The following is a 22,290-nucleotide window of genomic DNA, read 5'->3' as shown; positions in this document are numbered from 1 at the left end:
GCGCCGGGCGCTCCTCACCGCGGCGCCAGGCCGACCCGGTAGCGCAGCGCCAGACGCCAGAACCAGTCCTGGTCGAGATCGACGCGCCGCTCGACCTCGACGAGGTGGGCCGCGGCCCGGTCGAACATCGCATGGCACAGCGCCTCGTCGTCGTGCCGGGCGTGATAGGCGATGCCGTCCGGCGCGGCGGGATGGGCGCGCAGGGCCTGCGACCAGGCCTGGGGAATGTCGTAGGGCAGCCCGCCATGCGCCACCTCGGCCGTGGCGCCGAGGATGGCGAGGCCGGGGCCGGCGAACTTCACCAGCCTGAGCCCGGCGGTGACCTCCAGGCGGACATAGGCCTTGCGGCGCAGCAGGTCCGGGTCGATCAGCGTCCGGCCGGGATTGCGCAGGAAAGTCTCGGCGAAGGCGCCGCTCTCCTCCCGTGCGACATAGAGCACGCCGTAGCTGCCGTCCGGCGCGTTGAAGCGGCCGCTGCGCGAGGCATCGAAGAAGATCGGATCATAGGCCGCGGTGTAGAAGCGATGGACGATCGTCCCCGCCGGCAGAACGAGGAGATCCGGGGCCCGGTGCGCCAGGTCCGGGGGAGGGGCGGGCGCGCTCAAGCGCCCTGCTGGCCCAGCCGCCGCGCCGCCTCCACCACCAGCGCCACGTCGCCGCCCTTGAGGAGGTCGATCGGCCGGCGCCCCTGCAGCCGGTCGTCGGGGTTGGCGAGGAAGTTGAGGACGGTCCAGGGATTGTCCGTCTCCAGAGCCTCGCGCACCGCCTTCAGGCCGCTCACCACCGCCCCGTCCCGGCCGAACTGCAGGGTGGGGTAGCTGCGGCGATTGCTGGGGCCGGGCACGGCGATGAGGCTTCCCTCCTGCACCCGCTTGTCGATCGCCTGGCGCGAGACGCCCCGCATCAGCGTCCTGACCTGCTCCAGGTCATAGGCGCCGCCGGCGCGGCGCAGGTCGTCCTGGGCGATGCGCACGCCCTCGAGCAGGGCGCGCGCCCGGGCGTCGGGCTCGAAGGCGTCCCGGGCGACCATGTCCCGGCGCTCCGCCGCCGGCTCGGCATAGACCGTGCGGGGCGCGCCGAGCCGGACCTTGGCGCCGCGCCGGATCTTGCGGACATCCTCCGCGTCCAGCGAGCCCGGCGAGACGATGGCGAGCTCGACCCCGGCCGGCAGCGCCATGTCCCGCAGCGCCGCCGCCTGATCGCCCCGGACCGTCAGCACGGTCATGACGCCGCGCGGCGCTCGCGCGCGAGGCGTCATCTTGGGTTGCACCATCTCCGCCATCGCAGGCCTCCTGCCGCAGATGTGAGAGACGGATGCAACTTTGTCAACTTCGACAAGCTGGACAAGAGCGATGCCTGGTACCTTTCCTCACGCCGCCAGCACGTCGGTGGCCCGATGGTCCTCCGGCACGCCGTCGACGAAGATCACGTCGCCCACGGAATTCTGCGTCCGCAGCGGCAGGATCGCCTGGTAGGCCGGCGAAGCGTACCAGCGGCGGGCATGGTCGCGGTCGGGGAAGGCGATCATGATCAGGTCGCCGCTCCAGTCGCCTTCGAGCCGCTCCACCGCGCCGCCATGCACGATGAAGCGGCCCCGGAACGGCGCCAGCGTCGCGTCGATGCGCTGGAGATACTCCACGATGGCGGGTCCGAGCGCGACCTGGCGCAGATGGGCGATGGCATAGCTTGTCATGACACGTCCTTGCAGGTCTGGAATGGCTGTGCCGGTCAGGACGACAGGCCCGGAGCCTTGGCCGGGGCGGCGAGGGCGCGCAGGCGCTCGGCCGTGGCGGCGTCGGCGGGGAAGAAGGATTCCAGCGCCAGCTCCGACAGCGTGACGTCGACCGGCGTGCCGAACACCGTCGTGGTGGAGAAGAAGGAGAGCGGCCCGGCCCGGGTCACCAGCTCCAGCGGCACCACCACGCCGGCATAGTCGCGCGCCGGCACGGCCGGTCGCGGCACCGGCAGAGCTGGCACGGGATAGGCGGCGAGCTCGCGCATCAGGTCCGACAGCACCGTGTCGCCGCCGACGGCGATCTGGTGGCGCAGCCGGTCCAGGAGGTGGGCGCGCCATTCCGGCAGGTTGGCGATGGCCGGCGCCAGGCCCGCGGGGTGCAGGGCGAGGCGCAGCACGTTGACCGGCGGGCGCAGCAGCGCCGCGTCGCGCACCTCGGCCAGCAGCGGCCCGAGCGCCGCATTGGCCGAGACCAGCGTCCAGTGCCGGTCGACCGCCAGGGCCGGGAAGGGTTCGTGTCCCCGGAGCACCAGCTCGATCGCCTCGCGCGCCGGCTTCATCGCCGGATCGTCGAGCCGGCGCTCGGCATAGACCGGCGCATAGCCGGCGGCCAGCAGCATCGGATTGCGCTCGCGCAGCGGCACCTCCAGCCGCTCGGCCAGATGCAGCAGCATCTCCCGGCTCGGCAGCGAACGGCCGCTTTCGAGGAAGCTCAGATGCCGCTGCGAGATCTCCGCCTCGAGCGCGAGGTCGAGCTGGCTCATGCGCCGGCGCTGGCGCCAGTCGCGCAGGGCTTCGCCGACGGTGCGGGCCGGCATCACGGCACGGCTCCCGCGAAGGCGAGGAGGTCGCGGTTCAGCCGCTCCTTGTGGGTGAAGTAGAGCCCGTGCGGCCCATCCTCGTAGATTGCCAGCCGGGCGCCGGGGATCAGGGCCGCCGCCGGCCGGCCGGTGAGGTCGAGCGGGGCGGAGGCATCGCGGTCGCCGTGGACCACCAGCGTCGGCACGGCGATGCCGGCGAGCGCGCCGCGGAAATCCGTGGCGGTCTGGATGCGGCTCAGCGCCAGCGCGGCCTGCAGCGTGGTCTGCATCATCATGCGAACAGTCCAGTCCTTGATCGGCCGCGACGTGCCCGGCACGAAATAGGCGTCCGCGCCGGTCTCGGCCCAGCCCGGGAAATCGTCGAGCAGCATCTCGCGCAGGCGCTCGAACACCGCGGCGTCGACGCCGACGGGATTGTCCGGCGTCCTGGTCAGATAGGGCACCGCCGCCGGCGAGACCAGCACGACCCGGCCGATCCGCCGCGCCGCATGGCGGGTGAGGTAGCGCACGATCTCGCCGCTGGCGAAGGAGTGGCCGACCAGCATCACGTCGGAGAGGTCGAGCGCGGCCAGCACCGCGGCGAGGTCGTCGGCCAGGGTGTCGTAGTCGTAGCCGCGGCCCGGATCGCTCGAGCGGCCATGGCCACGCCGATCATAGGCGATGCAGCGCAGGCCCTGCCGCGACAGCGGCTCCATCTGGTAGGCCCACATGTCGGCATTGAGCGTCCAGCCCGACAGGAACAGCACCGGCCGGCCCTCGCCCCAGTCGCGGACGAACAGGGTGGTGCCGTCGGCGGTGCGGACCTGGTTCGGAGCGCTGCGGATGCCGAAGGGCTCGTCGGCCGGCATGCCGGCGGTTTCGTCGATCCGTCTCATGATGATCTGCCTCGGTGAGAAGGGGAGCGGATGCGGCGGAGCCCGTCGCCCCGCCGCGTCCCGGCGCCGGCTTCAGGCGCCGGCGGGCACCTTGTCGAGGAAGCCCGTCACCACCTTGAGGCGACCGCCGTCGAGCACGGCGAAGTCGGTGCCGCCGATCGGACGCTCGCCGTCCTCGGGACCGAGCTCCCAGGAGAAGCGCACATGGTCGGCGAAGCCGTCGGGGCGGCCGGCGAGGGCGAAGCGCCAGCCGGGGAAGCGCGCCTGCACGGCCGCGATCAGGCCGTCGATCTCGCCGTGGCCGCGGCCCTGCATCAGCGGGTCGCGATAGGTGGCGTCCTCCGCCCAGCCGCTGGCGAGGAGATCGCGGCGGCGCGCCGGGTCCGCTTCGTTCCAGACTGCGATGTAGCGGTCGGCGATGGTGGCTGCGTCGGTCATCGGGAAGGCTCCGGTTCGTGTCGCCTGGTCGTGCCAGGCCCGCGAACCATGCGGTCGCCGCCGCGCCCCCGCAATTACCTCCGAGGTCATGGCCGCGCCGGTCCGCCGGCTGCAATCGGGGCGGGCTGCGGGGTTCAGGCCTGCGATGCCGCCGGGCTCCGGCCGGCTTGCCCGGCCGCGTCCCGCGGGCTCGTGCTCTGGCGCTCGCGGATGGCGAAGCCGAGGTCGATCCGGCGCGTCGCCGGGCGGTTGCCGGAGCCGCGGATGACCTCCAGCACGATCTCGCCCGCCCGCCGGCCCATCTCGTAGCGCGGCACCGCCACCGAGGAGAGCGAGGGAAAGGCACTGGCGCAGAATTCCAGGTCGTTGAAGCCGATGAGGGCGATGTCGCCGGGGACGCGGATGCCGCGGCGCTGGCATTCGAACAGCGCGCCGAGGGCGAGGTCGTCATTGCAGCAGAAGGCCGCTTCGAGCCGCCTCTCCCGGGCCAGCAGGCTGCCGAGGAGCTCGGCGCCGAGCGCCACCGTGGAGGGGCGCAGCGTCGCCGCCAGCAGCGGCTCGCGCCCGAGCCCGGCCTGCTCCATCGCCGCGGCATAGCCGGCGGCGCGCCGGCGCGAGCGCGGATCGAGCCGGGCCGAGATGTGGCCGATGCGCCGGTGGCCGAGCCCGATGAGGTAGCGCGTCGCCGCCAGGCCGGCCTCGTGCTGGGACAGGCCGATATTGATGTCGACGGGATCCTCGGCGAGCTCCATGGTCTGCACCACCGGGATGCCGGCCCGCTCGAGCAGGCGCCGGGCGCGTGCGGTCTGGTCGATGCCGGCGACGATGATCGCCTCCGGGCTCTGGCCGAGGATGGTGGCGATCGCCGCCTCCTCCTCCACCGGCGAATAGCGCGAGTTGGAGACCAGGAGCTGGATCCCCGCCGGCACGAACAGGTCGTGCAGGGCCCTGAGATAGTCGGCGAAGACGCCGTTGGTCAGCGACGGGATCACCACGCCCACCATGTGGGTGCGGGCCGAGGCGAGGGCGCTCGCCAGCTGGTTCGGGATATAGGCGAGCTCGCGCACGGCCTGGTCGATCCGGGCCCTGAGGTCGGCCGAGACCATGTCCGGCCGGCGCAGGGCGCGCGACACCGTCACGGGGCTGACGCCGGCGCGTGCCGCCACGTCCGAAAGCGTGGTGCGCCGGCGACCCTGGCCGGGCGCGACATCCGTTTCTCCCGGTCTCATCGATGTCCGTGCCGGCCCAGCCTTCCTCCTGGAGCGGGGTCTCCCGCGTCCTGCGTCTTGTGCGGCGCAGCATACTGCGTCGTTGACAGCGCTTTCATCAGACAATATTCTATTTCTTACCTTCGAGCGAGAAGAATAATGGGCTCGAATGCGCGAGCTTCCCCTGGGGAGCGTCGCGACGGCAAGTGCAGGCGCAGGACCAACAAGATCAAGAACAGGTCGCCCGCCGGGCGACGCGTCGATCCATCGCAAATGGGAGGATCATCCATGACCGTGAATGCGCATTCCCGCCACAGGCTCGCCCTCGGTGCGGCGCTGCTGGTATCGAGCGTCCTGGCCGGCCCGGCGCTGGCTGCCGGCCCCGAGCTGGTCAGCGGTCCGGCCGCCGACCCGCAATGCTATGTGCCGTGGACGGACAAGACCAAGTTCTTCAAGTTCCCGGCCAAGACCGGGCCCTTCCGCGTCGCGCTCGCCAACGGCTATATCGCCAACACCTGGCGCATCCAGATGATCAAGACGGCGAAGGCCTATGCCGCCCAGCCCGAGGTCAAGGCCAAGCTGAAGGAGTTCAAGGTGGTCTCGACCGGCGAGGACGTCGCCGCGCAGATCTCGGCCATCAACAACTTCATCGATTCCGGCTATGACGCCATCGTCGTCAACGCCCAGAACCCCAAGGCCTTCGCGCCGGTGATCAAGCGCGCCCGGGCCGCCGGCGTCGTCCTGGTCGCCTTCGACAACACCCTCGACACCGAGGACGCGATCAACGTCAACGTCGACCAGAAGGGCCTGGGCGTGCTCTGGGGCAAGTGGCTGGCCAGCCACCTGCCGAACGGCGGCAAGATCCTCGAGGTCCGCGGCGTCGCCGGCACCTCGGTCGACACGGACCGTCACAACGGCATCCACGAGACCCTCGACGCCACCGGCAAGAAGTGGGACGTGGTCGAGGTGGTCGGCAAGTGGGACGACCCCACCGCCCAGAAGGCCACCGCCGACGCCATCGCCGTGCACAAGAAGTTCGACGGCATCACCTCCCAGGGCGGCGACACCGGCATCGTCCAGGCGATGATCGACGCCAAGCATCCCTGGGTGCCGATCGGCGCGGAGACCGAGAACGGCTTCCGCACCTTCTGCGGCAAATATTCGGCCGAGGGCCTGAAGTGCTCCTCGGCCGGCACCGGCCCGGCCCAGGTCGCCGTCGCAATCAAGACCGCGATCGACGCGCTCGAAGGCAAGGTCGTGCCGCAATCGGTGAAGCTGCCGCTCGCCATCGTCGAGGATCCGAACTTCAAGGACGGCGACAACTATTATTCGAACCAGTCGCCCAACTTCTTCGTCGGCAACGCCTTCCCGACCTGCGGCATCAACTTCACGGCGCAGGAGATCATGGGCCAGAGCGAGCAGAACCAGTAGCCGGCAGCGGCGGAAGCAACCGCTTCCGCCGCGCCTCCTCCTGATCAGGCGTCGCGGAGGGCCCTTGCGGCCTTCTCACCCCGGAGGCCGGATGGACGCTCCCCTGTTGCATCTCGACGCCGTCTCCAAGCGCTACGGCGGCGTTCGCGCCCTGGAGAAGGCCTCGCTCGCCGTGCGCGGCGGCAGCGTCCATGCCATCCTGGGCGAGAACGGCGCCGGCAAGTCCACCCTGATCAAGATCATGGCCGGGGTGGTGGCGCCGGACGAGGGACGCATGGTGCTGGAGGGCCGCGAGGTCCGTTTCGCCGATCCGGCGGCGGCCGGCGATGCCGGCATCGTCTGCATCTTCCAGGAACTGTCGCTGATCCCCGACCTCTCCGTCGCCGACAACATCCTGATCAGCCGGCCGCCGCGGCGCTTCGGCATGATCGACCGGCGCGCCCAGCGCCGCCTCGCCGAGGAAGCGCTGGCCCGGGCCGGCGGCAGCGACATCCATCCCATGGCGCCGGTCAAGGACCTGCCGCTGTCGCGCCGCCAGATCGTCGAGATCGCCAAGGCGCTGGCGCGCCGCCCGCGCATCCTCATCCTCGACGAGGCGACATCGGCCCTGACCGCCGCCGACGTCGCCAAGGTGATGGCCGTGCTGCGCCAGCTGCGCTCGGAGGGGCTGGCGCTGCTCTACATCTCCCACCGCATGCACGAGATCGCCGAGATCGCCGACGAGTGCACGGTGTTCCGCAACGGCCGCAACGTCGCCACCTACCAGGCCGGCGCCAAGTCCGACAACGAGGTGGTCGAGCTGATGATCGGCCGCGAATACAGCCACGTCTTCCCGCCGCGTCCGCCCGCGGCGCCGCGCGAGGCGGCGCCGGTGCTGGAGGTGCGGGGCCTTTCCTGGACGCAGCGCCTCAAGGACATCTCGCTCGCCGCCCGCGCCGGCGAGGTGGTCGGCCTCGGCGGCCTCGACGGCCAGGGCCAGCGCGAATTGCTGCTCGCCCTGTTCGGCGTGCTCAAGGGCGTCACCGGCACGATGCTGATCGACGGCAGGCCGGTGCGCCTCGCCTCGCCCCGCGCCGCCAAGGCGGCGGGCATCGACATGGCTCTCATCCCCGAGGACCGCAAGACAGAGGGCCTGATGCTGCCGATGTCGGTCGGCGACAACCTCTCCTTCGCCGCGCTCGACCGGCTGTCGCGCGGCGGCGTGGTCGACCGGGCGGCGGAGCGCCGGGCGATCGACGACATGATCAAGCTGCTGGCCATCCGCACCGCCGGCACCGCCATCCCGGTCGGGGCGCTCTCCGGCGGCAACCAGCAGAAGGTGGTGATCGCCAAATGGCTGATGCGCGCGCCGCGCATCATCCTGCTCAACGATCCCACCCGCGGCATCGACGTCGGCACCAAGCAGGAGATCTACCAGCTCCTGCGCCGGCTCGCCGATGCCGGCGCCGCCATCCTGTTCTACTCCACCGACTATGACGAGCTGGTCGGCTGCTGCGATCGCGTCCTGGTGCTCTATGACGGGGCCGTGAAGCGCGAGCTGGTCGGCGCCGGCATCACCGAGCGGGCGCTGATCGCCAGCGCGCTCAACATCGCGGCCCAAGCAGGGGAGGCCGGCCGCCGGCCGGCGGTGGAGGCGTGACCGACTGGCGCTACCGCTTCGCCGAGCATCGCGGCACGCTGGTGGCGTTCGCCATCTTCGTCTTGATGTTCGTCATCTACGTCGCCAACCACCCGGCCGGCTTCACCGCCAACGTGGTGACCACGGCCGCCAACAAGGGCGTGCTGCTCGCCCTGGTCGCCATGGCCCAGACCCTGGTGGTGCTGACCGCCGGCATCGACCTCTCCGTCGGCTCGATCTTCATCCTGACCAATTGCCTGGCCTCCTCCCTTGTCGCCGGCGGGCCGGCGCAGGCCGGCCTCGGCATCGCAGCCGTGCTGGCGGCGGGCCTCGTCTGCGGCATGGTCAACGGCCTGATCGTCATCTACGGCCGGCTGCAGCCGATCGTCGCGACCATCGCCACCGGCGCGGTCTATTTCGGCATCGCCCTCTGGCTGAGGCCGGTGCCGGGCGGGGCCGACGACTTCAACTCCGACATCGCCGACGCCCTCACCGGCCAGCTGCCGGGCGGCGTCCCGGCCAGCCTGGTGGCGCTCGCCGCCGTGGTGCTGGTGGTGTGGGTGCCGTTCCGCCGCTCGGTGATCGGGCGCGCCGTCTACGCCACCGGCTCGTCCGAGCTCGCCGCCTACATGTCGGGCGTGCCGATCCGCCCGGCCAAGTTCGCCGCCTATGCGCTTTCCGGCCTGCTGGCCGGGATCGGCGGGCTCTACCTCACCTTCTTCACCTATTCCGGCGAAGCCTCGGCGGCGAACGGAGCGACCTACACGCTCTATTCCATCGCCGCGGTGGTGCTCGGCGGCGTCTCCCTGTTCGGCGGCGTCGGCAGCGCGGTCGGCGCCATCTTCGGCGCCTTCGCCTTCCGCACCATCGGCGACCTCCTGTTCGTCTTCGACCTCGATCCGCTCTGGCAGCCGCTGTTCCAGGGCGTCGTGCTGCTGCTGGCGGTGTCGCTCGGGGCGGCGCGGCTGTTCCAGGTGCGCAACCGTCTCGATCTGTTCGGCTGAGGCCCCCGATGAGCTCCGAGGACGCGCAGACCGCCCCCGCCCGTGCCGCCTGGCTGCGCCGCATCGATCCGGCCGTCGCCGCCGCCTTCGGCTGCATCCTGCTGCTGCTCCTGGTCGGCAGCCTCTATTCCCCCAACTTCCTGTCGGCGGACTATCTCCTGCAGCAGCTCAAGGTCGCCTCCTTCCTCGGGGTGATCGCCACCGGCATGATGATCGTCATCCTGCTCGGCCAGATCGACCTGTCGGTGCCCTGGGTGGTGGCGATGGGCGGCATGATGGCTTCGGCCGCCACGGCCTACGGCGTCGCCGGCAACCTCATCGCCATCCCCTTCGGGGTCGCCTGCGGCGTCGCCCTCGGCATCGTCAGCGGCATCGGCGTGGCCTATCTGCGCATCCCCTCGATGATCGTCACCCTGGCGGTCAACGCGGTCGCCCAGGGCCTGATGGTCGCCTTCACCGGCGGGGCCGCGCCGCAGGATTCGGCCTCGCCCGCCATGCGCTTCATCGCCACCGGCGATGTCGCCTTCGGCATCCCCAACGGCCTGATCGTCTGGGCCCTGGTCGGCGCGGCGGCCGTCTTCCTGCTGACCCGGACCACCTTCGGGCGGGCCGTCTACGCCATCGGCAACCGGGAGCGGGCCGCCTATCTCTCGGGCGTGGCGACGCAGCGCGTGGTGATGCTCGCCTTCGCCATCTCGGGCGGCCTCTCCGCCTTCGGCGGCGTGCTGCTGGCCGGCTATGCCAGCAAGGCGGCCCAGGCCATGGGCGATCCCTACCTGCTGCCCTCGATCGCCGCCGTCGTCCTCGGCGGCACCTCGATCCTCGGCGGGCGGGGCTCCTATCTCGGCACCGTCGCCGGCGTCATCCTGATCACGCTGCTGCAGTCGATCCTGTCGGTGATGCAGATCGAGGAATTCGGCCGCCAGGTCATTTACGGCCTGGTCATCATCGTCATGCTGCTGCTCTACGGCCGCGAGCGGCTGGTGCGGTGAGCTCGCGCGGCGCAGAGCGCCGCGGGGCTGTCAGCGCTCGTCGTCCATCATCGCGTAGATCTCGCGCAGGCCGGCGATGGCCTCGTCGATCGCCTCGGCGGCGGCGCCGCGGAACTGCGGCTCGATCGCCACCACGCCCCAGGTCTCCTCGAGCCCGTAGCCGGTCACCCGGTGCAGGCGCAGCGACTTGAGGGCGCTGCAGCCCCGCTGGTTGCGGATCACCAGGTCGGCGATGCGCTCCAGCTCCCGCCTGGGGAGCGCACGCTTCAACGGCATGGCGGCCATGCTGCCACTCCTGTCCCGCCCAGAGCCCGGTTTTGTCAGCCGGGCGTTGTATGCGCCGCGCGGCTTGAACGCCGGGACCATGATATTGTTCCGCGCCCCAAGGCCTGCCCGGGAACCCCGGGCGTCGCGGCGGGTTTCGTCCGATCACGAACCGGCAGGGAGGATGTCATGCCGCGACGGCCGCGCTGGGCGACGTTTCTCGCGGTCTTCGCGCTGGCCGGCGCGGCGGCCGCCGCCGCGGGCGCGGAGCTGCAGGGCCCGTCCGCCTTCGGCGACTGGCATGCCGATGCGCCCGGCGTGCGGCGCTCGATCCGGACGGGCGACCTGCCGGCCCCGTCCGAGGCGAGCGCGGCTGCGGCGGAGCTGGCGCGCCGGCCCGTCGGCGCCGCGCCGCGCGTGCCCGAGGGCTTCCGGGCCGAGCTCGTCGCCGCCGGCCTCTCCGGCCCGCGGGTGATCCGCGTCGCCCCGAACGGCGACATCTTCGTGGCGGAGAGCCGGGCCAACCGGGTGCGCGTCCTGCGCCTGGCGCCGGGCCGCGCCCGGCCGGAGCAGCAGGCGGTGTTCGCCGAGGGGCTGCACCAGCCCTACGGCATCGCCTTCTATCCGCCGGGGCCGCGGCCGCAATGGGTCTATGTCGCCAACAGCAACGGAGTCGTGCGCTTTGCCTACAAGGACGGCGACATGACGGCGAGCGGCAAGCCCGAGACCATCGTCTCCGGCATTCCCGAGGTGCATCACTGGACGCGCGACCTCGTCTTCTCCGCCGACGGGCGGACCATGTATCTCGCCGTCGGCTCGGGCTCGAACGTCGCCGAAGGACTCGGCGCGCCGCCTTCCGCCGACTGGGCCGGCGGCCATGCCCTCGGCGCGGCCTGGGGTGGCGAGGCGCGACGGGCCGACGTGCTCGCCTTCGATCCCGACGGCCGCAACGAACGCATCCTCGCCACGGGATTGCGCAACTGCTCCGGCATGGCGCTGCAGCCGGCGACGGGCGGACTGTGGTGCGTGGTCAACGAGCGCGACGGCCTCGGCGACGACACGCCCTTCGACTATGCCACCGAGGTGAAGCCCGGCGCCTTCTACGGCTGGCCCTGGTACTATATCGGCGCCAACGAAGATCGGCGCCATCGTGGCGCGCGCCCGGATCTGGCGCAGCACGTCAGCGTGCCCGACGTGCTGTTCCAGGCGCATTCGGCGCCGCTGGGCATCGCCTTCTACACCGGCGAGGCCTTTCCGCCGGACTATCGCGGCGATGCCTTCGTCACCTTCCACGGCTCGTGGAACCGCGGCCGGCGCACCGGCTACAAGGTGGTGCGCCTGCCGTTCAGGGACGGCAGGCCGACCGGCGACTACGAGGACTTCCTCACCGGCATGGTCGTGTCCGACGATGCGGTCTGGGGCCGTCCGGTCGGCGTCGCCATGGCGGCGGACGGCGCGCTCCTGGTGAGCGAGGACGGCAACGGCACGATCTGGCGCATCGCCTATGCCGGCAAGACCTGACGGCCCGTGGCGAAGCGGCGCGACGCAGGGGAACAGAATGTGCCGGCTCCGGTTTGTACAGGACAACTGGAGGTACCGCGATGTTGGGCACAATCCTTCTCGTCATCCTGATCCTGATCCTGGTCGGCGCCTTGCCGAACTGGGGCTACAGCCGCAGCTGGGGCTACGGGCCGTCCGGCGGCCTCGGCGTCATCGTCATCATCCTGATCATCCTGGTGGTGCTCGGCCGCATATGAGCGCGCCCGGCGGCCGGAACCGATCGGCCCGGAGCACGGCCCGACGGGGGCCGCCCGGCTGCGTTCACGACAGGGAGGGACTGGCATGGCCTTGCTTCGGATGATCGGCTCGGTGGCCGCGGTCGGCGTTGTGGCCGGTCTCCTCTTGGAGAATCGACGGCTGCGCGAAGAGCTGGAGCGCAGCCGTCGGGACATGCAGCACGCCGGCAGCGGCAAGGCACCGCCATCGCCCCGCCGGGCGATCGACGGCGTCCGGCCCGCCGGCCCGGAGTCCATGGATTATCCGCCGAGGGAATGGGACGCGGTCGACGAGGCGGCGGACCAATCGTTCCCGGCCAGCGACCCGCCGGGCCGGTACTGACGGCCTCCTGAAGAGTCGATCGCCCCTTTTTCACGGAGGCGGGCGAGTGGCTCTTGGCCCGTCCGTGCTCATGGTTTCCCGCCAGTCGCCGAACCGCCTCCAGCTTGTGCGTCGTTGTTCGCGGGGTTGAGCACCCGGCGCTCTTGCGCTGGCGCTTTTCTGCGGCAGACGGGCCTCGGGTGGCGAACTCCGCCCTCCGAAGTCCGAGGTCACACGTTCGAATCGTGTCGGGGGTGCCAAATACTCCGGAATCTGCCCTGTCTAAGAACACCAAACATCGCCCTTTCCCGCACAAAAAGCACCCGAAAAATGGCCTGCTGTGAAAAAGCGTAAAATCGGCGGATAATAGTTCGAATCGCTTTGCGGGTTTGATGGTGTGTCCAGACCCTGCGCAGGGGTCGCATGGTCCGCCGTTGATCGCCGCTTTGGGCCCATGTCGGACGTTAAATGTCATGAAGGTCGACCCGCGTGCGCTGAACGAGAATCCCGATCGTTCGCGCCAGATCAAATCTACGCCGCAGGCAGACTACTGCTCCTCGCGACGCTCGAGGTCGTCGGCATCGTGCTGCCGCCGGTGATTTTCCCGCAGACCGATGGTGGGAACGGCTACATCATCGATTCCGGTCATCCTCCGACGGTGCGCAAATCGCGATGCCCGGCAACACCTCCATTGATTTCGATAGCACTCGGTGCTACATAACGATATGGCCGATGCTGAAGAATCCATGCGGACGTTCAAAACCGCTTGGTTTTCCAAGGCGGCTCGCAAAGCGCGGATCAAGGATGGTGAGCTTTGTAAGGCGATCCAGGAAGTGATGGACGGCCAGGTAGATGATCTTGGCGGCGGCGTCTTCAAAAAGCGCCTGAACAAGAACATGCACAGAAGCATCATTCTTGTGAAAGGTGGCCGATACTGGATTTTCGAATATCTGTTCGCAAAGAAGGATCGGGCTAACATCGAGGACGATGAGCTGGAGGATTTTCGCACCCTGGCAAAGAGCTATTCAACGCTGAACGCTCAGCAGATTGCTCGGCTTTTAGAGGACAAGGACCTGACGGAGATTTGTCATGGCAACGAAAAGTAGGTTCAAAGGCGATGTGTCTGAGGCGATCCATTCGTCTGCGGCCATGCTTCACAAGGTCGGTGCGTTCGACAAGGCAACTATGCGCGATTTCGATGCGCGCCACCTGGTCGTCCCGACAGAGATCGAGCCTGCGCAGATCAAGCAGCTCCGCGAAGCCAACAATGTCAGTCAGCCCGTATTCGCCCGTTATCTCAACACCAGCGAAAGTACGGTCGAGAAGTGGGAAACCGGCGCCAAAAGGCCGAGTGGCATGGCGCTCAAGCTTCTAACTGTGGTTCAAAAGCATGGGCTTAAAGTCCTCGCGTAGCCGAAAACTGTCGTGAGAGCACATGACGCTGCAAAGATGATTCAAACAGGCCGGGCCGGAAGCGAGTTTATTTGATGACGCAAAGTATTGCAGAGGCCCTACCTGGAAGTCTAGGCGACGCGTTTCAGGAGACCGTGGCAAATTGGTTGTCGAGAGCCGTTCCCGATCGGGCCCAAAACCAATGCTTTGATTTACCTGCCATCCTCGCTACCGACATCGGGCTGCAGCGCGAAGAGAACCAAGATCGAGTGGCGGCACTGCGCCTCAGTGCAAGGCAGAGCAGCCAGCCAGTCATCGCGGTAGTGGTCGCCGACGGCATGGGCGGGATGAGAGATGGCGCGAAATGCGCAACTCTGGCTGTCTCATCCTTTTTCCAAGCCTTGGTGCGTCACAGACATCAGGGGCTGGAGCATCGTGCCGCCGCCGCCGCCGCCCACGCCAATGATACTGTCTATGCGTTCGCCGGCGGGCGAGGGGGCGCTACGTTATCCGCATTGCTATTCGATGCAGGCGCACCGCCCGTCATCATCAATCTCGGCGACAGTATTGTGGCAATGTAATATTGGCCATGTTGCGGAGGTGACGAAGCCAGGTCCGAGATCAAATCATCGTTCCTGCCTGGTGCTCAGCCTGCCAGGCCGCCAAGGCCGACTCCTGCTGGGCCAAAGCGAATTGCCAGGACGGCAGAGCGGCGAGGCGGGCGTACCAGAGACCGATGTCTGGGTACGGGTCTATGGAAAGCCCGATCCGCGCCGCCGAGGGGAGGAGCGCGCCGACCGAGAAATCGGCGACGGTCAGAGTCTCGCCCGTCAGCCACGTCCGCCCGTTCAGCGACCGGTCGAGCACGGCGGCGAAACGCGCGAAGTTCTGCTCCCCGCGCGCAATGAACGCGGCGTCCGGCGGTCCCAAGCTCAGCACGGCCTTGGACATCTTTTCGAATACGACCATGCCCCACGATTCCGCATCCCAGTGAGCACTCTGCCAGAACAGCCAGCGCAGGACATCCGCCTGCCTTGCCAGGTCGGACGGCCAAAGCCCGCTCTGCGGCGACCGGGCAGCGAGATAGACCAGGATCGCGTTGGATTCCCAAAGCGTGAAGGCGACGTCCTCCAGCGTCGGCATCTTGCCGTTCGGATTCTTCGCGAGGTAGCCGCGCGTCCGCTGACCGCCCTGGCTCAGGTCCAATGTCTGGACTTCGAAGTCGAGGCCGAGGTGGGTCTTCAACGCCATGATGCCGAGCACCCGCGGCGAGGGCAGGAAAGCATGGAGTCTCATCGCAGCGCTCCGTCGGGCACGTCTGGGCTTGCCGCCGTCATGATCTCATTGGTTCCCCGGCCGCCAGCTGCGGTCGGCGCCCGGAGAAGTCGCGCGGCGACGATCAGCAAGATCACGCAATTTGCCGCAAAGCAGAGCATCGGCGGCACATAGAAATAGAGGAACGACAGATAGGCGCCGATCCCGCAGACGGCGGAGTTGATCGCCGCAATGATCCCCACGCGCTGCGGGACAAGGCGCGAAAGGTCCGATAGAAGCCAGAGCATGGCGGCCATCAAGAACAGAAGAACGCCGATCAGCAGCCCCCATCCGAAATAGAGGCCCCAATAGGTCGATCGCTCCCCCATGAAATTGAAGTCGACGGATTTCATCGAGGCGACGAGATGCGTCTCTTGGGGGCTCTCGGCTGAACTCCAGGGGTACCCCGACATATGTCCGAACATCAGGACGACGAACACGAGGGAACTCAACCGCGTCAGGGCTACGGGCGAGGCGAGGAAGCCTGATCGCCATTTGCCATTTGATGTGCTGTCAGGCATTTGCGTGTCCACCTTGTTGAAGCTTCGATCGCCGTAGATGTTCAGCAGTCAGCCTGGCTCGAACTCGTAGGCATAGAACACAAGGCCGTCACCGATCTTTCGTGTGTCGACCAGGTGCAGTTGCCTCTTGTCGCTGGTCCGGTCGAAGATGCGCAGGCCGGCTCCAAGCACGACCGGGAAAGCTATCAACCGCACTTCGTCGGCCAAGTTCTGCTCTATCAGTGTGCGCACCAGCTGATAGCTGCCGTAGACCAGGATTTCCCCGTCCACCTTCTGCTTCAGCGCCGAAACCTCCTTGACCGCATCGCCGCCGAGGACCGTGGTGTTGCTCCATTGAGGATGTTCGAGCGTCGACGACACGACGTATTTGGGGAGGTGGTTCATTCTGTCCGCCCACTTCCGGCCTACGCGGGCACCCATCAATGGCGCCCGGGACGCGAACCACTCAAAGCTCCGCCTGCCCAGCAGTAGCGCCTCGGCGCCCAGCGCTTCCTCCGTTTCGTTGGCGGTCCAGTCTTCGAGGTCCTTGCCCCCCACGAACTGGTGGAACCAGCCGCCCAGCTCGAAGCCTTCCTCGCCGTCCGGGTCCTGGACCACTCCATCGAGTGTGACATTCGTGCTGATGACGATCTTTCCCATTTCCGTGCTCCCTTCGACCATGATGTCGGCGAACGCTGGGTGTAGACGTCGTGGCATCGGAAAAGGGGGCGCTCCGGGACCGCCCCTTTTGCGCCTTGGCCGGCGTCCATACCGCATGGAACTTCACACGAGGGATGAGGTGGCGGGAGTGAAGCCGGCAAGAACGGACCTGATGTCGAGGGCGCAAGCCGGCGATGGCGAGGCATTCAGAGCCCTGACCGAGCCTCACCGTCGCGAACTCCAGGTGCACTGCTACCGGATGCTCGGATCGTTTCAGGATGCCGAGGACGCGCTGCAGGACGCGATGCTGGCCGCTTGGCGAGGTCTCGAACAATTCGACGGGCGCGCGTCACTGCGCACCTGGCTCTACCGCATAGCCACCAACCGGTGCCTCGATGCGCTACGCTCTGCTCGCCGACGTCCTGCAAAGCAGTGGGACGTCCCGGGACTCGAACCGCCGGAGCCCACTGGACTCGGCGAAATCCACTGGCTCGAGCCCTATCCCGACGGCCTTCTGGACGGTGCGATCAGCGTGCCGCTCGGTCCGGAGGCGCGCTACGAGCAAACCGAATCCATTTCCCTGGCCTTTGTGACCGCCCTGCAGCTCTTGCCGCCCCGCCAACTCGCCGTCCTCATCCTCCGCGACGTCCTCGGATTCCACGCGAACGAAGTGGCGGACATGCTGGACACGACCGTCGAATCGGTCAAAAGCGCTCTCAAACGTGCGCGTGCGGGAATGCAGGGCCGACTGCCGGCAGCCGACGCCTCAGCACAGCCGCCTGATAGCGCCTCACCTGCCGAGGACGCGATCGTGGCGAAGTTCGTCAGCGCCTACGAATCTGCCGACATCGACGCGTTGGTGGCTCTGCTGACCGACGACGTCTTCCTGTCGATGCCGCCGATACCGCTTGAATACCACGGCCGAGACAGCGTGGCCCGCTTCTTCGCATTCATGTTCGGCTCGGTACGGAGATACCAGCTGGTGCCGACGCGAGCCAACGGTCAGCCGGCATTCGGGGTCTACCGACAGACCCCCGCCGGCATCCGGGGAGTAGGCCTCCTCGTCCTCACCCTCTCCGGCGACCGAATCCGCGCCATGATCCGCTTCGAAAACACTTTCCTCCCCATACTCGGCCTGCCGCAATCCCTCCCGAGTGCACAGCAGACCGCCTTCGCCCGCACCGACGACGCACCCCAACGGGGATCATGACGGCACGACACTGGACATCAACGCCATTGAGTTCCGCCGGATCTGGGAGGCGGCATGGAACCGCCGCGACGTCGAATCGGTGCTCGCCCATTTCGCCGAGGGCGCTGTATTCACGTCACCCCTTGCGCAGGGTCGGGTTTACGAAAGATGGAGTTGTTCGCGGCAAGACTGCGCATCGGCACTGTAATGATGAGGCGGTGTAGCTGCTCGAACGGATAGCCGAGCGTCCTCGTCGCGGCCCATATCTCGCGGAGTTCCGGGAGAGCGTGAAACCGGTTGCGTTCCGTCTCCCGTCCGGGCTTGCGAATAATCGAGGTAGAACCTCACGCGGGCCGTGGCGATGGGCGTGGATCGCGCGGTGCGCAAGTCTTCGATCAAACGCACGTGAAGGTCTATGGCGGCTGACCAGGCGGGTATTCTGTTCACCCGCCCGGATCTTCGCGCGGGAAGGCGAGCAATGGTGGGCACGCCGTACCGCTGTCCTCGATGATATCTGCTGCTGCGTGCCAAGGCGAAGGGGACGGTAATCCATGAAGCTGGCAATGCCCCCTCAGACGATCCTCATAGCGGCCGGCCCCGATCGTGTCTGGGACGTCATCACGAAGGCCGAACTTGGCGATGAATGGCGCAATGCCAATTGCATAAGCGACTGGCAAGCCGGATCGAGCATCGCGATCACGGCAACCATCGGAACAAAGCGCTATCGCGATAAGGGCGAGGTTCTGCGCGCAGACAAGCCCTGGTTGCTCCAACATAGCTATTGGTCACGGATATCCGGCCTGGCCGACGTCCCGGAGAATTATTCGATGATCACGCTGACATTGAAAGCTGAAAACGCTCATACGCTTTTGACCGTCGAGCAAGATATGCCTCGATCACCTCCGCGCCGAGGGAATGGATGGGAGACAGGCGAGGATTCCGGTTTGAAGCACTGGCAATTCTACTGGCGTATGGCGTTGCCGGTTCTGAAGCGGATCGCCGAACAAGGATCGCCCGTCGACCCCGTCATGCGTGCGCAGTCACGATGACGGCGTGGCCTAAGCGCGGTCAACCGATCCTCGGCGACCCGGCCTGCGGCGGTTCCGTGGGACATCGAGCCGGATGCCCACCGCTGCGGCAAGACGGCCTCCTCGCCCGTCGAGGGCCAGCGAGCGGCAGTCGCAGAATTCGATCCGGTCCGGCATCAACCTGGAATCGAAGCCACGAGCCTCTGCGTGTAGTCCTGCTTGGGATTTCGAAAGATCGCCGTCGGCGTGCCGCGCTCCACGACGCGTCCCTTGCTCATGACCACGATCTCGTCGCAGATCTGGCTCGCGACACGCAGGTCATGCGTGATGAAGACGATCGCGATCGACAGCTTCTTCTGGATGTCCGCCAACAGCTCGAGGATTTGCGCCTGGATGGAGACGTCGAGCGCCGATACCGCCTCGTCGGCGACCAGCACGTCGGGCTCCATCATCAGCGCGCGGGCGATCCCGATGCGCTGCCTCTGGCCGCCCGAGAATTCATGCGGATAGCGACCGCGAGCGGCCTCGCTGAGCCCCACGAGGCGCAGGAGCTCCGCCGCGCGGGCCTGCGCGGCATCCCTTGCCATGCCGCTCGCCACGGCGCCGGCGGTCAGGGCCGTGCCGATCGTCTGGCGCGGGTTGAGCGAGGCGAACGGATCCTGGAACACCATCTGGATCCGGTTGCGCATCGGGCGGAAGTCGCGCTCCGACATGGCCGTGATGTCGACGTCCTTGTAGAGGATGCGGCCGCCGTCGCAGTCGGTGAATTTCAGCAGGGCGCGACCCAGCGTCGATTTTCCGGACCCCGATTCCCCGACGATCCCGATCGTCTGCCCCTTGCGCAGCTCGAGGCTCACGCCGTCCAGCGCGTTCACGATGCGGGTGGGGCCCCAGAAGGCAGGCCCTCTCACGTGGAACACCTTGCGCAGGTCCTCGATACGGACGATCGGGGACGTCTGCGCGCCATCCCGCCGGTCGCTCTCGGCCAGCCGCGGCACCGCGGCGAGGAGGCGCCGCGTGTAGTCCGCCGCGGGGGCGCCGAGCACCTGCCGCGCCGCGCCCCGCTCGATCAGGCGGCCCTTCTCCATCACCAGGACGCTGTCGGCGATCGCCGCGACGACGCCGAAGTCGTGCGTGATGAACATGACGCCCATGTTCTTGGCTTTGCGGAGCTTCTGGATCAGCGCCAGAATCTGGGCCTGGGTCGTCACGTCGAGCGCCGTCGTGGGCTCGTCCGCGATCAGGACGGCCGGCTCGAGCGCGAGCGCCATTGCGATCATCACACGCTGACGCTGCCCGCCCGACAGGCGGAACGGATATTGGCTGATGATCGTCCCGGGATCGGGCAGGCCGACCTCGGCCAGCAGCTCCAGCGTCTTGGCCCGGCGCGTCTGCGGGGTGCCGACCTTGTGGACCTGCATGACTTCGGTGATCTGCTCGCCGATCGGCATCAGGGGGTTGAGCGCGGAGAGCGGATCCTGGAAGACGATCGAGACCACGCGCCCGCGCAGGCTGCGCAGCTCGGCCTCCGGCGAGCCGATCAGGTCGCGCCCGTTCAGGAGGATGCTGCCCCGCTCGACGGTGATCGTCGAGGGCAGGAGGCCCATGATCGTGTTGGCGGTGACCGACTTGCCGGATCCGGACTCCCCCACGATGCAGAGGATCTCGCCCTGCCGCAGGTCGAAGCTCAGGCCCTCGACGGCGTAGTCGCGCTCCATCTCCTTCGGCAGGCGGATGGTGAGGTCGCGCACCGACAGGACGACACGGCTCTCCGGCCCGCTCGAGGCGACGGCCACGGTCTCTTCAGCGGCCGCCATCATTGTTCGCTCCGCGCGTCGAGAGCGTCGCGCAGCCCGTCGCCGATGAAGTTGAAGCTCGTCACCGCCCACGTGATCATCAGCCCGGGAATGATCGCGAGCCACGGCGCCATGGACAGATATTGCTGCGCGCCGTTCAGCATGTTGCCCCAGCTCGGGGCCGGGGGCTGGATGCCGTAGCCGAGGAAGCTGATATAGGCTTCGGAAAGGATGGCCCGCGCCACCGTCAGCGTCGCCGCGACGATGATCGGGCCGATGACGTTGGGCAAGAGCTCGCGCACCATGATCCAGCGTCCCGAGAGGCCGGCCATGCGCGCGGCCAGCACGAATTCGCGCTCCCTCAGCGATTTCACCTCGGCGGAGACGATGCGCGAGATTTCCATCCAGCTCGTCGCCGCGATCAGCACCGTGATCATGATGGGGCTCGGCTGGACGAAAGCCGCAAGCGTCAGCAGAAGGAAGATCGACGGAAAGCACAGGAATGCGTCGACGACGCGCATCAGCGCCGCGCCGATCCTGCCGCCGTAATAGCCCGCGACGATGCCGATGCTGGAGCCGATGAGCACGCTCATCAGCATGGACGAGAAGGCGACCAGCAGGGAGACGCGTCCGGCCATGAGCAGACGGGCCGCGATGTCGCGCCCGAGCGGGTCCGTTCCGAGCCAATGGCTTCCCGTGAGCGGCGGCGCGAAGCGGGCGCGCAGGTCGATGAAGAGCTGGTCGTATCGGATCAGGCTCGGGCCGACGATGCTCAGGAACAGGATGAGCACGATCGAGACGAGGCCGAGCACGGCGAGGTGATTGCGAGCGAAGCGGCGCAGTGGGCGGCCGAGCAGGCTCTCCGTCCGGGGAGACAGCGAAGCGACATGGGTCATGCGTTCACGATCTCCTCAGGTGTTCCGGATGCGCGGATCGGCGATGGCGACGAACACATCCGCGAGACTATTGGCGAGGATGACGAGGATGGCCGAGACCATGAGCAGGCCCATGACGACCGGGTAGTCCTTGTAGTTCAGGCTGTCGAGGAACAGTCGTCCCATGCCCGGCCAGGTGAACACGGTCTCGGTGACCAGCGCCCCGCTGAGCAGCGTCGGCAGCTCGAGCCCCGCCAGCGTGATTATCGGCAGCATCGAGTTGCGCAGGATGTGGCGCCGCAGCACCTGCCGCGGCGAGGCGCCCTTGGCGCGGGCGGTGCGGACATAGTCCTGGTTCAGCGTGTCGAGCGTGGCGCTGCGCATGTAGCGGCTCCAGACCGCGACGCTCACCAGCCCGAGCACCGCCGAGGGCAGGATGAGGTGCTCGGCATAGTCGCCCAGCGAGCCGTTGCCGACCGTGTACATGTTGCCGGACGGCAGCCATCCGAGCTTCAGGGAGAAGACGTAGATCGCCACCAGCCCGAACCAGAAGGTGGGGATGGAAAGGCCGATCATCGCGCCGAAGGTCGTGACGTGGTCGAAGGCCGAGTTGCGCTTGACCGCGCCCTTCATGCCGATCCAGCAGCCCAGCGTCACGGCGATGAGGATGGCGCTGATCATCAGGAGCAGGGTGGCGAAGAGGTGGGATCCGATGACCGACAGAACCGGCTGCCCGTCGCGATAGGAGCGCCCCCAGTCGCCGGTCAGCAGTCGCGATGCCCAGTCCAGGTACTGGATCGGCAGTGGCCGGTTCAGCCCCATCTGCTCGGCGATGCGCTGAAGCTCCGCCGCCGTCATGCCCGGCGTGGCGACGAACTGCGAGAGCGGGCCGCCGGGCGCGAGATGAAGGATCGCGAACCCCAGGACCGACACGAGAGCCAGCAGGACGATGCTCTGCCAGAGCCGGGCGAGCAGGAACTGAAACATGCCTTAGCCTCCGACGGTTCGAACGCTGCCATCCCCGCCATGTATTTCGGGTGGCGGCTCCGCGCG

Annotated in this window: 26 protein-coding genes and 1 pseudogene; 13 read left to right on the top strand and 14 right to left on the bottom strand. The window is 67.9% G+C overall.

The features are described from left to right. Window positions 1-14: 14 nt before the first annotated feature. The 7 genes from QO011_RS32465 to QO011_RS32435 all read right to left on the bottom strand — a co-directional run bounded on the left by QO011_RS32465 (window position 15) and on the right by QO011_RS32435 (window position 5,098). Window positions 15-605 (bottom strand): RES family NAD+ phosphorylase, encoded by a 591-nt coding sequence (locus tag QO011_RS32465; RefSeq protein WP_307281824.1) that lies wholly within the window; start codon window positions 603-605, stop codon window positions 15-17. Continuing rightward, window positions 602-1,282, bottom strand: a complete 681-nt coding sequence (locus tag QO011_RS32460; RefSeq protein WP_307281821.1) for a hypothetical protein — start codon at window positions 1,280-1,282, stop codon at window positions 602-604. The genes QO011_RS32465 and QO011_RS32460 overlap by 4 nt, the downstream gene beginning before the upstream one ends. A gap of 87 nt (window positions 1,283-1,369) precedes the next feature. Next, the gene (locus tag QO011_RS32455) at window positions 1,370-1,693 is read right to left on the bottom strand and encodes a DUF1330 domain-containing protein (protein WP_307281820.1); all 324 of its coding nucleotides are present in this window, start codon (window positions 1,691-1,693) and stop codon (window positions 1,370-1,372) included. Window positions 1,694-1,728: 35 nt separating this feature from the next. Continuing rightward, window positions 1,729-2,553 carry a helix-turn-helix domain-containing protein gene (locus QO011_RS32450; RefSeq protein ID WP_307281818.1) on the bottom strand — a complete coding sequence of 275 codons (825 nt, stop codon included), beginning with the start codon at window positions 2,551-2,553 and terminating at the stop codon, window positions 1,729-1,731. Then, a complete protein-coding gene (locus tag QO011_RS32445; protein ID WP_307281817.1) occupies window positions 2,553-3,431 on the bottom strand; it encodes an alpha/beta fold hydrolase in 879 nt (292 codons plus the stop codon). Before QO011_RS32445 ends, QO011_RS32450 begins: the two co-directional genes overlap by 1 nt. 72 nt (window positions 3,432-3,503) lie before the next feature. After that, the gene (locus QO011_RS32440; protein ID WP_307281814.1) at window positions 3,504-3,869 is read right to left on the bottom strand and encodes a nuclear transport factor 2 family protein; all 366 of its coding nucleotides are present in this window, start codon (window positions 3,867-3,869) and stop codon (window positions 3,504-3,506) included. A 134-nt stretch (window positions 3,870-4,003) separates the two neighbouring features. Continuing rightward, window positions 4,004-5,098 (bottom strand): LacI family DNA-binding transcriptional regulator, encoded by a 1,095-nt coding sequence (locus tag QO011_RS32435; RefSeq protein WP_307281812.1) that lies wholly within the window; start codon window positions 5,096-5,098, stop codon window positions 4,004-4,006. Window positions 5,099-5,365: 267 nt separating this feature from the next. Between QO011_RS32435 and QO011_RS32430 the strand changes: the two genes are divergently transcribed. The 4 genes from QO011_RS32430 to QO011_RS32415 all read left to right on the top strand — a co-directional run bounded on the left by QO011_RS32430 (window position 5,366) and on the right by QO011_RS32415 (window position 10,122). Further along, on the top strand, window positions 5,366-6,508 hold the full coding sequence (locus tag QO011_RS32430) for a sugar ABC transporter substrate-binding protein (protein ID WP_307281809.1): 1,143 nt from the start codon (window positions 5,366-5,368) through the stop codon (window positions 6,506-6,508). Window positions 6,509-6,599: 91 nt separating this feature from the next. Beyond that, window positions 6,600-8,147, top strand: coding sequence for a sugar ABC transporter ATP-binding protein (locus QO011_RS32425; RefSeq protein ID WP_307281806.1), 1,548 nt, complete (start codon window positions 6,600-6,602; stop codon window positions 8,145-8,147). Then, window positions 8,144-9,130: an ABC transporter permease gene (locus QO011_RS32420; protein WP_307281805.1), complete on the top strand. Its 987-nt coding sequence runs from the start codon at window positions 8,144-8,146 to the stop codon at window positions 9,128-9,130. Before QO011_RS32425 ends, QO011_RS32420 begins: the two co-directional genes overlap by 4 nt. 8 nt (window positions 9,131-9,138) lie before the next feature. Then, complete coding sequence (locus QO011_RS32415) at window positions 9,139-10,122, top strand: ABC transporter permease (protein WP_307281803.1); 984 nt, start codon at window positions 9,139-9,141, stop codon at window positions 10,120-10,122. Window positions 10,123-10,152: 30 nt separating this feature from the next. Here QO011_RS32415 and QO011_RS32410 read toward each other — a convergent pair whose 3' ends face one another. After that, complete coding sequence (locus QO011_RS32410; RefSeq protein WP_307281799.1) at window positions 10,153-10,407, bottom strand: hypothetical protein; 255 nt, start codon at window positions 10,405-10,407, stop codon at window positions 10,153-10,155. Between the two features lie 168 nt (window positions 10,408-10,575). Here QO011_RS32410 and QO011_RS32405 point away from each other — a divergent pair, with 168 nt between their 5' ends. The 7 genes and pseudogenes from QO011_RS32405 (at window position 10,576) to QO011_RS32375 (ending at window position 14,456) form a co-directional block, all read left to right on the top strand. Continuing rightward, a complete protein-coding gene (locus QO011_RS32405) occupies window positions 10,576-11,907 on the top strand; it encodes a PQQ-dependent sugar dehydrogenase (RefSeq protein ID WP_307281796.1) in 1,332 nt (443 codons plus the stop codon). 80 nt (window positions 11,908-11,987) lie between these two features. After that, entirely contained in the window at window positions 11,988-12,143 is a 156-nt protein-coding gene (locus tag QO011_RS32400) for a DUF3309 family protein (protein WP_307281793.1), read from the top strand. Between the two features lie 85 nt (window positions 12,144-12,228). Then, the gene (locus QO011_RS32395) at window positions 12,229-12,504 is read left to right on the top strand and encodes a hypothetical protein (protein ID WP_307281791.1); all 276 of its coding nucleotides are present in this window, start codon (window positions 12,229-12,231) and stop codon (window positions 12,502-12,504) included. 452 nt (window positions 12,505-12,956) lie between these two features. After that, window positions 12,957-13,132, top strand: a pseudogene (locus QO011_RS32390) (ParB/RepB/Spo0J family partition protein); the annotation flags it as partial. Window positions 13,133-13,208: 76 nt separating this feature from the next. Beyond that, a complete protein-coding gene (locus QO011_RS32385) occupies window positions 13,209-13,589 on the top strand; it encodes a type II toxin-antitoxin system RelE/ParE family toxin (RefSeq protein ID WP_307281788.1) in 381 nt (126 codons plus the stop codon). Then, window positions 13,573-13,896, top strand: a complete 324-nt coding sequence (locus QO011_RS32380; RefSeq protein WP_307281786.1) for a helix-turn-helix domain-containing protein — start codon at window positions 13,573-13,575, stop codon at window positions 13,894-13,896. Before QO011_RS32385 ends, QO011_RS32380 begins: the two co-directional genes overlap by 17 nt. A 74-nt stretch (window positions 13,897-13,970) precedes the next feature. After that, entirely contained in the window at window positions 13,971-14,456 is a 486-nt protein-coding gene (locus tag QO011_RS32375) for a hypothetical protein (RefSeq protein ID WP_307281783.1), read from the top strand. A gap of 40 nt (window positions 14,457-14,496) precedes the next feature. Here the strand turns inward: QO011_RS32375 and QO011_RS32370 are convergent, their stop codons facing one another. Genes QO011_RS32370 through QO011_RS32360 form a run of 3 tightly spaced genes read right to left on the bottom strand, consistent with a single transcriptional unit; the run spans window position 14,497 to window position 16,349 of the window. Then, window positions 14,497-15,171, bottom strand: a complete 675-nt coding sequence (locus QO011_RS32370) for a glutathione S-transferase family protein (protein ID WP_307281780.1) — start codon at window positions 15,169-15,171, stop codon at window positions 14,497-14,499. Beyond that, the gene (locus QO011_RS32365) at window positions 15,168-15,710 is read right to left on the bottom strand and encodes an LIC_13387 family protein (RefSeq protein ID WP_307281777.1); all 543 of its coding nucleotides are present in this window, start codon (window positions 15,708-15,710) and stop codon (window positions 15,168-15,170) included. Before QO011_RS32365 ends, QO011_RS32370 begins: the two co-directional genes overlap by 4 nt. Window positions 15,711-15,758: 48 nt before the next feature. Next, on the bottom strand, window positions 15,759-16,349 hold the full coding sequence (locus QO011_RS32360) for a dihydrofolate reductase family protein (RefSeq protein ID WP_307281774.1): 591 nt from the start codon (window positions 16,347-16,349) through the stop codon (window positions 15,759-15,761). Window positions 16,350-16,488: 139 nt separating this feature from the next. Here QO011_RS32360 and QO011_RS32355 point away from each other — a divergent pair, with 139 nt between their 5' ends. Continuing rightward, on the top strand, window positions 16,489-17,559 hold the full coding sequence (locus QO011_RS32355; RefSeq protein ID WP_307281772.1) for a sigma-70 family RNA polymerase sigma factor: 1,071 nt from the start codon (window positions 16,489-16,491) through the stop codon (window positions 17,557-17,559). Window positions 17,560-18,089: 530 nt separating this feature from the next. Continuing rightward, window positions 18,090-18,587: an SRPBCC family protein gene (locus QO011_RS32350; protein ID WP_307281769.1), complete on the top strand. Its 498-nt coding sequence runs from the start codon at window positions 18,090-18,092 to the stop codon at window positions 18,585-18,587. A gap of 155 nt (window positions 18,588-18,742) precedes the next feature. On the opposite strand, the gene QO011_RS32345 is transcribed toward QO011_RS32350, so the two are convergent. From QO011_RS32345 to QO011_RS32335, 3 genes are read right to left on the bottom strand one after another with little or no spacing between them, the layout of a single operon-like run. After that, window positions 18,743-20,383 carry a dipeptide ABC transporter ATP-binding protein gene (locus tag QO011_RS32345; RefSeq protein ID WP_307281766.1) on the bottom strand — a complete coding sequence of 547 codons (1,641 nt, stop codon included), beginning with the start codon at window positions 20,381-20,383 and terminating at the stop codon, window positions 18,743-18,745. After that, window positions 20,383-21,258: an ABC transporter permease gene (locus QO011_RS32340; protein WP_307281763.1), complete on the bottom strand. Its 876-nt coding sequence runs from the start codon at window positions 21,256-21,258 to the stop codon at window positions 20,383-20,385. The genes QO011_RS32345 and QO011_RS32340 overlap by 1 nt, the downstream gene beginning before the upstream one ends. A 15-nt stretch (window positions 21,259-21,273) precedes the next feature. Then, window positions 21,274-22,224, bottom strand: coding sequence for an ABC transporter permease (locus QO011_RS32335; protein ID WP_307281760.1), 951 nt, complete (start codon window positions 22,222-22,224; stop codon window positions 21,274-21,276). Between the last annotated feature and the right edge of the window lie 66 nt (window positions 22,225-22,290).

This window comes from Labrys wisconsinensis, assembly GCF_030814995.1.
GTDB lineage: Bacteria > Pseudomonadota > Alphaproteobacteria > Rhizobiales > Labraceae > Labrys > Labrys wisconsinensis.
The sequence above is the reverse complement of the archived record's forward strand: the minus strand, read 5'-3'. Positions and strand labels throughout refer to the sequence as shown.